11 protein-coding genes are annotated in these 14,029 nt (G+C 39.1%); 6 read left to right on the top strand and 5 right to left on the bottom strand.

Features of this window, described 5'->3' with window-relative positions; translation table 11 throughout:
- Positions 1-11: 11 nt before the first annotated feature.
- Positions 12-2,678, bottom strand: a complete 2,667-nt coding sequence (gene aceE / locus HMPREF2750_RS00525; RefSeq protein ID WP_070582170.1) for a pyruvate dehydrogenase (acetyl-transferring), homodimeric type — start codon at positions 2,676-2,678, stop codon at positions 12-14.
- A 307-nt stretch (positions 2,679-2,985) separates the two neighbouring features.
- Between aceE and mgsA the strand changes: the two genes are divergently transcribed.
- Positions 2,986-3,444 carry a methylglyoxal synthase gene (mgsA, locus tag HMPREF2750_RS00520; protein ID WP_070582169.1) on the top strand — a complete coding sequence of 153 codons (459 nt, stop codon included), beginning with the start codon at positions 2,986-2,988 and terminating at the stop codon, positions 3,442-3,444.
- Positions 3,445-3,500: 56 nt separating this feature from the next.
- On the opposite strand, the gene HMPREF2750_RS00515 is transcribed toward mgsA, so the two are convergent.
- On the bottom strand, positions 3,501-5,003 hold the full coding sequence (locus HMPREF2750_RS00515) for a YdgA family protein (protein WP_070582168.1): 1,503 nt from the start codon (positions 5,001-5,003) through the stop codon (positions 3,501-3,503).
- A 270-nt stretch (positions 5,004-5,273) separates the two neighbouring features.
- On the opposite strand from HMPREF2750_RS00515, the gene dnaK reads away from it, so the two are divergent.
- The 4 genes from dnaK (at position 5,274) to dnaJ (ending at position 10,425) form a co-directional block, all read left to right on the top strand.
- On the top strand, positions 5,274-7,175 hold the full coding sequence (gene dnaK, locus HMPREF2750_RS00510) for a molecular chaperone DnaK (RefSeq protein WP_070582167.1): 1,902 nt from the start codon (positions 5,274-5,276) through the stop codon (positions 7,173-7,175).
- Positions 7,176-7,295: 120 nt separating this feature from the next.
- The gene (locus tag HMPREF2750_RS00505; protein WP_070582166.1) at positions 7,296-7,694 is read left to right on the top strand and encodes a GyrI-like domain-containing protein; all 399 of its coding nucleotides are present in this window, start codon (positions 7,296-7,298) and stop codon (positions 7,692-7,694) included.
- Between the two features lie 75 nt (positions 7,695-7,769).
- Entirely contained in the window at positions 7,770-9,038 is a 1,269-nt protein-coding gene (locus tag HMPREF2750_RS00500) for an O-acetylhomoserine aminocarboxypropyltransferase/cysteine synthase family protein (RefSeq protein ID WP_070582165.1), read from the top strand.
- Between the two features lie 250 nt (positions 9,039-9,288).
- Entirely contained in the window at positions 9,289-10,425 is a 1,137-nt protein-coding gene (dnaJ, locus tag HMPREF2750_RS00495; protein WP_070582164.1) for a molecular chaperone DnaJ, read from the top strand.
- A 74-nt stretch (positions 10,426-10,499) separates the two neighbouring features.
- On the opposite strand, the gene modC is transcribed toward dnaJ, so the two are convergent.
- From modC to modA, 3 genes are all read right to left on the bottom strand, one after another.
- Positions 10,500-11,555 (bottom strand): molybdenum ABC transporter ATP-binding protein ModC, encoded by a 1,056-nt coding sequence (gene modC / locus HMPREF2750_RS00490; RefSeq protein ID WP_070582163.1) that lies wholly within the window; start codon positions 11,553-11,555, stop codon positions 10,500-10,502.
- A complete protein-coding gene (modB, locus tag HMPREF2750_RS00485; protein ID WP_261660547.1) occupies positions 11,542-12,258 on the bottom strand; it encodes a molybdate ABC transporter permease subunit in 717 nt (238 codons plus the stop codon). Before modB ends, modC begins: the two co-directional genes overlap by 14 nt.
- 94 nt (positions 12,259-12,352) lie before the next feature.
- Positions 12,353-13,117, bottom strand: a complete 765-nt coding sequence (gene modA, locus HMPREF2750_RS00480; protein WP_083304568.1) for a molybdate ABC transporter substrate-binding protein — start codon at positions 13,115-13,117, stop codon at positions 12,353-12,355.
- A 134-nt stretch (positions 13,118-13,251) separates the two neighbouring features.
- Here modA and HMPREF2750_RS00475 point away from each other — a divergent pair, with 134 nt between their 5' ends.
- Complete coding sequence (locus tag HMPREF2750_RS00475) at positions 13,252-14,019, top strand: TOBE domain-containing protein (RefSeq protein ID WP_070582160.1); 768 nt, start codon at positions 13,252-13,254, stop codon at positions 14,017-14,019.
- Positions 14,020-14,029 lie beyond the last annotated feature (10 nt).

Here is a 14,029-nt window from a genome sequence, read left to right as displayed (position 1 = left end):
GGATATTTTTATTAAGCGTAAAGCGGATTTAAAATTTCAGTTTTTAAACCAAATTTCGCGATTGCATCAGCCACCACTTTCGCATCAAGTTTGCCTTGTTTTGCAAGCTCATGTAATGCTGCAACCACAACATAACGTGCATCCACTTCAAAGTGTTCACGTAAGTTTTCACGGCTGTCTGAACGACCGAAACCGTCAGTACCTAATACGTGATAGCTTTGTGCTGGAATAAAGGCACGAACTTGTTCTGCAAATAATTTCATGTAGTCAGTTGCTGCAACAGCTGGAGCATCGTTCATTACTTGTGCAATGTAAGGTATGCGTGGTGTTTCTGTTGGGTGTAACATATTCCAACGTACTGCATCCGCACCTTCACGAGCGACTTCAGTGAATGAAGGCACGCTATATACATCTGAGCTTACGCCATATTCATTTGCAAGGATTTGTGCTGCTTCACGAACATGACGGAAGATTGCACCTGAACCTAATAATTGAACATGACCTTTGTTGCCTTTCGCTTCAACGGTTTCAAATTTATAAAGACCTTTACGAATCCCCTCTTCTGCGCCTTTTGGCATTGCTGGTTGTTCGTAAGTTTCGTTTAATGTGGTGATGTAGTAGAACACATCTTCTTGTTTTTCACCGTACATACGGTTGATACCGTCTTGTAGGATAACTGCCACTTCATAAACGTAAGCTGGGTCATAAGATACACAGTTAGGAATAACAAGAGATTGAATATGGCTGTGACCATCTTCGTGTTGTAAACCTTCACCATTTAATGTTGTACGGCCAGAAGTACCACCGATCATGAAACCACGTGCTAATTGGTCACCTGCTGCCCACATTAAGTCACCCACACGTTGGAAACCAAACATTGAGTAGTAGATGAAGAATGGAATCATCGGAAGGTTATTTACAGAGTATGAGTTCGCTGCCGCTAACCAAGAGGATGCTGCACCTAATTCATTGATACCTTCTTGTAATACTTGACCATCTTTCGCTTCACGGTAGTACGCCACTAAGTCACGGTCAGAAGGCACATAGTTTTGACCATGTGGGTTGTAAATACCGATTTGACGGAATAATCCTTCCATACCGAAAGTACGCGCTTCGTCAGCAACAATTGGCACAATTTGTTTACCAATGTCTTTATCTTTCAATAAGGTATTTAAGAAACGTACAAATGCCATTGTAGTTGAAATTGGACGAGCCTGTTCTTCCAATAATGGTGCAAATTCTTCCAATGATGGCACTTTAAATTCAGTGGTGAATTTTGGTAAACGTTTTGGTAAATAACCGTTTAACGCTTTACGTCTGCCGTGAAGATAATTGTACTCTTCCGAACCTTCTGGGAAAGTGATGTATGGATAGTTAGGAATATCTTCATCTTTAATATCTAATTGGAAATGATCACGGAAAGATTTTAAGCTTTCGAGAGACATTTTTTTCGATTGGTGCGCAGTGTTTTTACTTTCTGCTTCAGGAATTTTATAACCTTTAATCATGTGCGCTAAAATCACAACAGGCTTACCAGCAGTTTGAGCTTTATGGAATGCAGCATAAAGTTTTTCTGAATCATGACCACCACGTCTTAATGCCCAGATTTCATCATCTGTCATGTCTGCTACTAATGCAGCGGTTTCTGGGTAACGACCGAAGAAGTGTTCACGAACGTATGCACCATTCTTAGATTTGAAGGTTAAATAGTCGCCGTCAACTACTTCCATCATTAATTGGGTTAATTTGCCGGTAGTATCTTTTGCAAATAATTTATCCCAGCCAGAGCCCCACATGACTTTGATCACTTCCCAACCTGCACCAGCAAATAAACCTTCTAATTCTTGAACGATTTTGCCGTTACCCGTTACTGGACCATCTAAACGTTGCAAGTTACAGCTTACAACGAAGATTAAGTTATCTAAGCCTTCACGTGCTGCGAATGTTAAATCACCTTTTGCTTCGATTTCATCCATCTCACCATCACCAAGGAAAGCATACACTTTTTGATCTTTGGTGTCTTTTAAACCACGGTTGTCTAAGTATTTTAAGAAACGAGCAGTACGGATCGCATTTACAGGGCCTAAACCCATAGATACAGTTGAGAATTGCCAGAATTCAGGCATTAATTTCGGGTGTGGGTAAGAAGAAAGACCTTTTCCTGGTTCACATTCCTGACGGAAATTATTCATTTGTTCTTCAGTAATACGACCTTCAACAAATGCACGAGCATACATACCTGGTGCTGCGTGGCCTTGAAAGAAGACTAAGTCACCGCCGTTTTTATCAGTCGCTGCTTTGAAGAAGTGGTTAAAACAAACTTCATACATACTTGCAGCAGATTGATAAGTTGAAATGTGACCACCTAATTCAAGATCTTTTTTCTGGCCACGTAATACCGCCATGATCGCATTCCAACGTACAGCACTACGAATACGACGCTCAATAGCTTTATCACCTGGGTATGCTGGTTGTTCAGAAAGTGGGATGGTATTAACATAAGGGGTTGTTACGCCACCTTTTGCAATGTTCACACCACCATTACGTGCCTGATCAATCACCTGATTGATGATGTAATGCGCACGCTCTGCGCCTTCTGCACGAATTAATGAATCAACAGCTGACAACCAATCCTGTGTTTCAATTGGGTCAATATCGTTTACTAAGGTATCTGACATAGTCTTTCCTTATTTTACTGAGTGAAAATAAAGTTTGGTCATGACCAAACACGAAAATCAAGCTTGTTAATCAATGTTACAAACATTTAACAAATTTTGTAAATTTTAGAAGATTTTTTGCAAGAAAGATAGTAGATTTTGACTGTTCTTGCGGTTTTCTTCCTGTTATTTCCATACTTGTGATTAAAAGTGCGGTCATTTTTAAAGGATTTTTAGGTTTAAGTTAAAGCATACTTTATATATTGCATTCCCTACCCGCTTTGATCTAAAGTGTTCGTATGCTTTTGAGCTTTTTAGAGGACAAAATATGAACACGACAACTCGCCCAATCTTTTCTCATAAACGAATAGCGCTCGTTGCACATGATAGCTGTAAACAAAATCTGCTCAATTGGGTAAAAAAACACAAAGAAGCACTCGCGCCCCATCAACTTTATGCAACTGGTACAACAGGCCATCTATTAGAAAGAGAAACGGGACTCAAAATAGCCTCACTATTAAGTGGCCCGATGGGAGGCGATCAACAACTCGGTGGACTAATTGCTGAGAAAAAAATTGATATGATGATTTTCTTTTGGGATCCGATGAATGCCGCGCCACATGATCCTGATGTAAAAGCGCTCATGCGTATTGCAACCGTCTGGAATATTCCGGTGGCGATTAATCAAAGCACAGCCGATTTCCTTTTAACATCAAGTTTATTTGATCAAGAAATCAATATTGATATTCCCGATTATGAAGGATATTTAAAAGCACGTTTAAATTAACCAAATAAAAAAGGAGATAAATCACTTTATCTCCTTTCTGCTTATTTATTCGTTAATTATTTACCCTGCATTGCTGCGCCCATTATTAACATAAATAATACGCCTTGAACTTGCTCTTCTGGAATCACTTGACCATTAAGTTTGAGTTCGCCTTTTTCAAGCACTAAGTTAAGCGTCACATTTTTATCATTATTCACCACAATATTTTGTGCTGCCGCTTGCTTAGCTTGCTCTTCAATTTGTGCTTTAATCAACGCTTTATCTGCTTCTGGATCTAATTGTGTCATAAGTTTTTCTGCAGTTGCTTTATCTACATGAATATTCACTGCAAAATCTGTAAACTGTTTATATAAACTCCCCGCCATTAAATCAAATTTCGGATCTTTCGCTAGCGCCACATTTAAATCTAATGACACTTTGCCTTGATCATCTGAAATTGACACAGGATTGAGTTTAATTTGAGGTTGATTATTAAAAATAGCCATACCATGATTTTCAACCCATGAACTTAAAATTTCAGATACCACTTCATCATTCACATTTTTATCATCTCTGACTGACTTAAAGACAGTGAAAACAGCTTCAATCAAAGCATTTACTGCGTTTGCTTCAATATGATTTAACTCGCTATTGTTAGTTAATTTTCCTAGCTCTTTTCCATCTAGAACAAATGAATCTACTGCACTTTCACTTTTTAAGTTTACAAAATCACCATTAAGTGAAATATCAGATGTGGCTTTTAAGCCTTTTTCAATAAGAGAAGTCGTTTTTCCAGCATAGTCAGTGCTTGTCATTTCGAAGCTTTCTGTAGTATAAGAACCTTTCCCCGTATAAATATAAGCCCATTTTGTAGGATTGAATGAAGCGTCTAATTTCATGCCCTTCATCTTTGTTTTTACTGATTTAACCGCAGTGCCATCCTGGCTCTCTTCCCCATCTGCACTATTAGGTCCTAAATCAGCAGTCACTTCGTCTAAGGTCATGTCATATTTACCCGCACGATCTTTATCTACATCAAAACCAATATTGATATTTGACCACGCTATTTTATTTTGTGGAGAATTTGGATCTGTCACTTCCCCAGCAGCTAGTTCAACTTTACCTTTTGTTGCTAAGCTATAGCTAGTAGAGGCTTGATATTGAACTGGCTTATCTGATTTAAGTAAATCAAATAAAGGTTGGGTTGTTTCATTTTTACCAATCACACCTTGTGCTGAAAACATCGTTGGTACAAAGTTAAATTTTTCTAGCTGATTAAGCGGAAATGGGCCATGATAAAGTTTAGTTGAAAGGGGAATAGTGAATACTTTCCCTTCTTTAGGTAAAGAAATAACCACTTCATCTTCTACTTGAGAGGTAAAGAAACCGCGTTCAAACTGTTTATTTTGATAAACAACTTTAAATGAATCCGATAAGCCTAAAGTTTGAGCTTGTTTATTTGCTAATTCAATTTGACGTAAATATTCAGTTTGTGCTTTTTCCCCGGTAAACCACGCACCACCGACACTTACTGCACCGAGAGCTACAACTACGCCTAATGCTACAACTGATTTTTTCATTTAGATTCCTTTGTTAAATTAATAGATGATTAAAATTGTCGGCAATTTACCACAAATCACAATTTTTTTCTTATTTTTTCAAAATAATTTTATATTTCCCCCTTGAACTTTGTTCAGCTGGACTTATTTTGTAAAACAAGAACGGAAATGACCGCACTTTAAAAGGAAGAAAAAATTTTAAATCTTGCCTCTTGAAATGCGAAAAAGTATCCACATCTTATTCATCGTAACAATTTACAACGAATTTAAAATTTAATTAGGAGTAACAACATGGGAAAAATTATTGGTATTGACTTAGGTACAACAAACTCTTGTGTCGCTGTAATGGATGGTGATAAACCACGCGTAATTGAAAACGCAGAAGGCGATCGTACTACCCCGTCAATTATCGCTTATACAAATGATAACGAAATTTTAGTGGGTCAACCGGCAAAACGCCAAGCAGTGACCAACCCAAAAAATACATTATTCGCGATTAAACGTTTAATCGGTCGTCGCTTTGACGATGCTGAAGTAAAACGTGATATCGACATTATGCCATTTGAAATCACTAAAGCAGACAATGGTGATGCCTGGGTAAATGTAAAAGGTGACAAACTTGCGCCTCCACAAATCTCTGCAGAAGTATTGAAAAAAATGAAGAAAACTGCAGAAGATTTCTTAGGTGAGCCAGTGACTGAAGCGGTAATCACTGTTCCTGCTTACTTTAACGATGCTCAACGTCAAGCAACAAAAGATGCAGGTCGTATCGCAGGCTTAGAAGTTAAACGTATTATCAACGAACCAACAGCTGCAGCATTAGCTTACGGTTTAGATAAAGGTCAAGGCAACAAAACTATCGCTGTATATGACTTAGGTGGTGGTACATTCGACTTATCTATCATCGAAATTGATGAAGTGGGTGGTGAAAAAACCTTTGAAGTATTAGCAACCAATGGGGATACTCACTTAGGTGGTGAAGACTTTGATAACCGTGTAATCAACTACTTAGTAGATGAGTTCAAAAAAGAACAAGGCGTTGATTTACGTAATGACCCACTTGCAATGCAACGTTTAAAAGAAGCAGGTGAAAAAGCAAAAATTGAACTTTCTTCTGCACAACAAACTGATGTGAACTTACCTTACATCACGGCAGATGCAACAGGTCCTAAACACTTAAACATTAAATTAACTCGTGCTAAATTAGAATCTTTAGTAGAAGATTTAGTGGCTAAATCACTTGAACCTGTAAAAGTTGCATTAAACGATGCTGGCTTAAGTGCATCACAAATTGATGATGTTATCCTAGTGGGCGGTCAAACCCGTATGCCATTAGTACAACAAAAAGTAGAAGAATTCTTCGGTAAAGCACCTCGTAAAGATGTGAACCCAGATGAAGCAGTTGCTATCGGTGCAGCTGTTCAAGGTGGTGTATTAGCAGGTGATGTAACTGATGTATTATTGTTAGACGTAACACCATTATCTTTAGGTATCGAAACCATGGGTGGTGTGATGACTACCTTAATTGAGAAAAATACTACGATTCCAACTAAAAAATCACAAGTATTCTCAACAGCAGAAGATAACCAAAGTGCAGTAACCATTCACGTATTACAAGGTGAACGTAAACAAGCATCAGCGAATAAATCTTTAGGTCAATTCAACCTTGAAGGCATCAACCCGGCTCCACGCGGTATGCCACAAATTGAAGTAACCTTCGACATCGATGCTGACGGTATCATCCACGTTTCTGCGAAAGATAAAGGTACGGGTAAAGAACAACAAATCACTATCAAAGCCTCTTCTGGTTTAAGTGATGAAGAAATTCAACAAATGGTTCGCGATGCAGAAGCAAACGCTGAAGCAGACCGTAAATTTGAAGAATTAGTACAAGCTCGCAACCAAGCGGATCATCTTGTACACAGTACACGTAAACAATTAGAAGAAGCCGGTGATAAAGTTCCAGCTGAAGATCGTGCTGCAATTGAAAGCGCATTAAGCGATTTAGAAACTGCAGCGAAAGGCGAAGATAAAGCAGCAATCGAAGCTAAACTTCAAGCGCTTGCAGAAGTTGCTCAAAAACTTGCTCAAGCTGCACAACCACAAGGTAATGCACAACAAGCTCAAAGCAACAGCAATCCAAATGATGATGTTGTTGATGCAGAGTTTGAAGAAGTGAAAGATAATAAATAATTTCACTTGAACCCAAATCGAAGGGCGTAGCAATACGCCCTTTTGGCATATTCATTAAATGCCATTTTTCCTGACTTTATTTGAAAAAGTGAAGTGAGGAAAAATAAACCAGGAGGATAAATGGCATTAAAACTCTACCCAATCGTACAACAACGCTTAAATAATAACATAGCAGATGAGATAATCCCGTCCCTTTGGCAAAACAACCTCAATAAACTACCACAAGGTCACTGTTGTTATGGCATTTATTTTAATTATGCTACGAATTACCAAGCTGACTATGATTTTGCGATTGCAAGTGAAGTAGCATTAGAAACAGATATCCCGGTGATTGAAATTGAAGATTTGAGTTTCTACGAAGTTTTTCGTTGCAAAGTAGATGAAATTTATCAAACATGGCAACTGATCTGGAAAAAAGAACAACAAGGTTTACTTAAGCGGGCTTATTCGGTAGATTTTGAAAAATACCACCCTGATGGTTTGGTAGAAATTTATATCGCTGTTGAACCTCATTGCTAAACTCAAAGTGCATAAAATTTTATAAAAAACGATCGCACTTTATCCCCAAAACAAACACAACTAAAGGAAAAAACAATGAAATTCGAAACGAAATGCCTCCATACTGGCTATAGCCCTAAAAACGGTGAGCCACGTGTTCAACCTATCGTGCAAAGCACAACTTATACCTACGATTCTGCAGAAGAAATTGGTAAGTTATTTGATTTACAAGCTGCAGGTTATTTCTATACTCGCCTAGCAAACCCAACAACTAATGCAGCGGAAGAAAAAATTACCGCACTTGAAGGTGGCGTCGCAACAATGTGTACTGCCTCAGGCCAATCTGCTGTTTTCTACGCAATGTTAAATATTTTAGAAGCGGGCGACCACTTCATTTCCTCTTCTTATGTGTATGGCGGTTCCTACAATTTATTTGCCCACACATTCAAAAAAATGGGTATTGAAGTGACTTTTGTAGATCAAGATTTACCACTTGAAGAACTCAAAAAAGCAATCCGTCCAAATACAAAAGCGGTCTTTGCTGAAACCATTGCTAACCCCGCTTTACGAGTGTTAGATATTGAAAAATTTGCTGCCTTAGCAAAAGCTGCAGAGGCGCCATTATTAGTTGATAACACCTTTGCTACCCCCTATTTTTGTCGTCCAATCGAATTTGGCGCGAATGTGGTCATTCACAGCACATCTAAATATTTAGATGGTCATGCTATTGCCCTTGGTGGTGCAATTACAGACGGTGGTAACTTTAATTGGAATAACGGTAAATATCCGCAACTAAGCACACCAGACCAAACTTATCACGGTTTAGTTTATACAGAAACCTTCGGCCCTGCGGCTTATATTGTCAAAGCGCGTGTTCAATTAATGCGTGATTTAGGTGCAGCGCCTGCCCCACAAAATAGTTTCTTATTGAATGTAGGTATGGAAACCCTAGCACTTCGTATGCAACGTCATTATGAAAATGCACAGGCCGTAGCCGAGTTTTTAGAAAAAAATCCGCAAGTCGCTAAAGTGAATTACCCTGGCTTATCTAGCTCACCATACTATGCACTCAAACAAAAATATTTACCTAATGGCTTGTGTGGTGTCATTTCCTTTGAGATTAAAGGTGGCAAAGAAACCGCGGCAAAATGGTTAAACGCGTTACAAATGATCTCACGTGAAGTACACGTAGCCGATATTCGTACTTGTGCGTTACATCCAGCGACTTCAACACATCGCCAATTAAGTGAAGCTGAACTAGAACAAGTTGGTATTTCTGCAGGACTTATTCGTCTTTCTTGCGGTATTGAAAATATTCAAGATATTTTAGCTGACTTAGAACAAGCATTCGCTGCAGCGAAATAAGTATTATAAGGCAGGCAAATTGCCTGCCACTTTAAATAGAGAGATAAAAGCGTTCAGCTTATCGCTTATTTTTATTTGTTTACTTATCTTAATAGTAAGCAAACAAAAACAAGTATAAATTAACGTATTTACCCTTGATATTTCTGCCTTCGGCATCATTTTTATTGTTAGGTATGTTGTTATGCAGTACCACACAATAACAAAATAAAATTTTTTAAATTTATATTTTTAAACGGAAAACGAAAACATTATGGCAAAGAAAGATTATTACGACGTTCTTGGTGTTGAACGTGGCGCAGATGAAAAAGCAATTAAACGTGCTTACAAAAAACTCGCCATGCAATATCACCCTGATAGAACCAAAGGTGATAAAGCCAAAGAAGAAAAATTTAAAGAAATCCAAGAAGCCTATGAAATTTTAGGTGATAAAGAAAAACGTGCGGCTTACGATCAATACGGTCACGCAGCCTTTGAACAAGGTGGCATGGGAGGCGGTGGCTTCGGTGGCGGATTCAGTGGCGCTGATTTTGGTGATATTTTTGGTGATATGTTCGGCGATATCTTCGGCGGTGGCGGACGTGGTCGTCAGCGCGTAGTGCGTGGTGAAGATTTACGTTATGACATCCAAATTACGTTAGAAGAAGCCGTAAAAGGTACAACCAAAGACATCCAAATCAATACGCTTGCTCACTGCGATAGCTGTGATGGCTCTGGTGCAGAAAAAGGCTCAAAAGTTGAAACATGTCCAAGCTGTCATGGTTCTGGTCGTGTTCGTCGTCAACAAGGCTTCTTCGTAACTGAAGCGGTTTGTCCGACTTGTCATGGTTCTGGTAAGAAAATTGAAAAACCATGTAAAAGCTGCCATGGCGAAGGTCGTGTTCACAAGAAGAAAAACCTGTCCGTTAAAATTCCAGCAGGTGTGGATACCGGCAATCAATTACGTTTAAGCGGTGAAGGCGCAGCGGGTGAAAATGGTGCGCCAGCAGGCGATTTATATGTGGTGATTCACGTTAAAGAACATCATATCTTTGAACGTGATGGAAACAACCTCTACTGCGAAGTGCCAATCAGTTTCTCAATGGCAGCGTTAGGGGGTGAAATTGAGGTCCCAACTTTAGACGGTAAAGTGAAACTCAAAATTCCTGCGGAAACCCAAACAGGCAAACTATTCCGTATGCGTGGTAAAGGGGTGATCTCTACACGTAGCGGCTACGCAGGCGATCTCATTTGCCGCGTGGTGATTGAAACACCAGTCAACTTAAATAAAGAACAAAAAGAATTATTAGAAAAACTGGAAGAAAGTTTGAAAGGGCAAAAATCTCATAGCCCGAAATCTTCAAGCTTTTTAGACGGTGTGAAGAAATTCTTTGATAACTTAGGTAAGTAATCCTAAACAGAAAGTGCGGTCAATTTTAAAACTATTTTGAAATTGACCGCACTTTTATTTTATAAGTAATGACTTTACACGACAGAAATGGCTTTTATTTGTACATAAACATCCATGCCTTGAGCAAAATGCAATTCATTAAACGCCCATTTACTGATACTTGCCCAAACTTTATGCCCTTCCACCAACACCGCAATATCAATGCGATTCTCTTGCGGAACGATTTGTACGATTTGCCCTCGTAATATATTGCGAATACTCGTTTGCTCTGGCTTGCTGAGAGTGAGTGACACATCGGAACTATAAATACAGACGCGCACTTTTTCATTCGCTTGATGATGCACTTCGTTGATCCAAAGCTGTTGTTCGCCTAAAGAAAGTGCGGTCATTTTATAAGTTGGATTATGTAAATATACTGGCAACGCCAATACACTACTCTGTTCCGATTCGCCTTTCCAAGGAGCAAATAACGGACTGTTCCACACATTTTCTAAGGTGTCATAGGCTTTTACTTTGCCGTTTTCCATCAGCACAACACGATCGGCCAAACGCAATAATTCGTCCAAACTATGCGTCACATATAAAATCGGCACATTAATTTCTTTGGATAGACTTTCCAGATATTGCATAAGCTCACGTTTGCGAGGCACATCTAAAGCTGAAAGAGGTTCATCCATTAACAAAATATCAGGATCTGTCAATAAGGCTCGTCCAATCGCCACACGTTGTTTTTCGCCACCCGATAACGTCAGAGGATAGCGTTTGAGTAACGGTTCAATACCAAGTAGCTGAACGATATAGTCAAAGTCTTCACGGCTGACATTCTTCATGCCATAACGTAAATTGCCTTTGACGTTGTAATGCTGAAATAAACGGGCATCTTGGAATACATAGCCAATTTTGCGCTGATGCACGGGGAGATTCTCACCGTTCTCCACATCGACCAAAGTGCGGTCATTTAAACGAATAAATCCCTGATCAGGATGAGTTAAACCACTCACTAAATTAATCAATGAGGTTTTACCCGAACCTGACAAACCAAAAATAGCCGTCACACCTTGTGTTGGTAGCTGGAGATCCGCTCGCAAAGTCAGGCGACCTAATTGTTGTTGTACATTAATGTGTAGCATCGCCCTGCCCCAATTTTTTCTGCATCCGTTTACTTAAGGCTTCGGAAAGCAATAAGGAAATTAATGAAAGGATCACCGCAAACAAGCAAAGGCGTGCAGTTTGTGCTTCTGCGCCAGGTGTTTGGATAAACGAATACATTGCTAAAGGAATGGTTTGAGTTTCACCCGCAATATTGGAAACGAAAGTAATAGTCGCACCAAACTCTCCTAAAGAGCGTGCAAAACCTAATACTAAACCTGCCAATACGCCAGGTAAAGAAAGAGGCAACGTGATTGTAAAAAAGACTCGCCAAGGCGAAGCGCCAAGCGTTTGTGCGGCTTGCTCTAACTTAAAATCGATGCTTTCTAAGGAAAGACGTATCGCTCGTACGACCAATGGAAATGCCACTACCGCTGAAGCTAATACTGCCCCCTTCCAGCTAAAGCCAAAGGATAAGCCAAACCATTGATATAAATACTTGCCAATAAAGCCATTACGTCCCATGGCGACTAATAATAAATAACCGATTACTACCGGCGGTAACACCAAAGGCAGATGAATAATTCCTGTAACCAGCGACTTACCATAAAATTCCTTACGAGCCAGTAACCAAGCAATAAAAATTGCGAAGGGCAAACTCCAAAGCATAGAACTCAATGCGACACTCATGCTTAAGTGAATCGCATCCCATTCCATCGGGCTTAATTGAAACCAAGAGAGCAAAATATTTCCTTGTGTATATATCGATATGACGAAATTTCTTTAGAGATAACAAAAAGGACAGTTGCCTGTCCTTTCTTTATAAAGTCTGAGCTCATTATTTCACAGAGAAACCATATTCAACAAATATTTTTTTCGCTGCACTCGATTCTAAGTAATTAAGGAAATCACGGGTATCCGCATTGTCATGATCTTTTAAAATCGCAACGGGATATTCAACTGGTTTATAACTGTCTTTCGGGAATACACCTACTGCTTTCACGTCTTTACTCACTTTTGCATCAGTGCTATACACGATACCATAAGGGGCTTCAGCGCGTTCAACTAAGGCTAACGCACCACGCACATCTTTCGCACGCGCTAACTTATCTTTAACTTGATCCCATAAATTTAATTTGGTTAATGACTCTTCAGCATATTGTCCTGCAGGAACATGCGCAGGATCACCCACAGATAAATAGCTGTCTTTTAAACCTTTGATCCATTCACCTTTTGCAATATCTACTGAATTAGTGGCACTTTTGGCTGGTGCAATTAACACTAATTCGTTGCCAGCTATGACTTTCTCAGTCTCTTTAACAGTAAGATTCTTATCTGATAAATATTTCATCCATTTGTTGCTAGCTGAAATAAATAAGTCTGCTGGTGCACCTTCTTCAACTTGTTTTGCAAGGGTAGAAGAAGAAGCAAAAGAGAAAACGACGGTATTATTTGGCTTTTCAGTTTGGTATTGATCTGCAATTTGTTGTAACGCATCAGTCATTGAAGCGGCAGCAAACACAGTCACTTTTGCTGATGCAGCAAAAGATACCCCCATACCCGCAATTAAAAGTGCGGTTGCAAATTTAGTTAATTTCATTATTTATCTCCTATATAAATGAAACTATATATAAAAAAATATACTACGGGTAAATTATAACTTGAATTTTTAAATAAGCATACAGAAAAACTTAAAGATCAAGTAAAATAAACAGAATTGTGTATTAGGAGGAGATGATGAAACAAACTGAAATTTTACTGACGATCAAACTTCATCAAGAATTATTTATTGATCCAAAACGTGTTCGCCTCTTAAAAGAAATTAAAGAATGTGGCTCAATCAACCAAGCAGCCAAAAACGCCAAAGTAAGCTACAAAAGTGCTTGGGATCACCTTGAGGCAATGAATAAAATCAGCCCAAAACCGCTTTTAGAACGTAATATCGGTGGGAAAAATGGAGGCGGTACCTCATTAACCACTTATGCCGAGCGTTTACTGCAGCTTTATGATTTGCTCGAACAAACGCAAGAGCACGCCTTTCATATTCTGCAAGATGAGACGATCCCGCTAAACAGTCTCCTTTCAGCAACGGCAAAATTCTCCTTACAAAGTAGCGCACGCAATCAATTTTTTGGTAAGGTTGCAAGTCAACATATTGTGGACTCTCGCTGCATTGTTGCAGTAAACATTCAGGATTTGCCTCATCCATTACATGTTTCAATCACAATGCGCAGTGCTGAGCGTCTCAGACTTATTACTGAAAAAGAAGTGATGGTCATGTTTAAAGCCCCTTGGGTGAAAATTAGCGCCACCCCATTAGAAGAAAAAAATAACCTTTTTCAAGCGACGATTCTTTCAATGCAGAATGAAGAAGCCATTGTGCAAATAAAGGACAGCTCAATTGAATTTTGCGCGAGCATTCATAGCAAAGATGGTTGGAAAGTGGGACAAGATGTGTGGTTACACGTGGATCCAGAACAGATTATTTTGGCAACATTGAAATAATCCTAGAAAC

The organism is Haemophilus sp. HMSC066D02, from assembly GCF_001810545.1.
Classification (GTDB): domain Bacteria; phylum Pseudomonadota; class Gammaproteobacteria; order Enterobacterales; family Pasteurellaceae; genus Haemophilus_D.
This window is presented reverse-complemented; position numbering and strand designations above follow the sequence as displayed.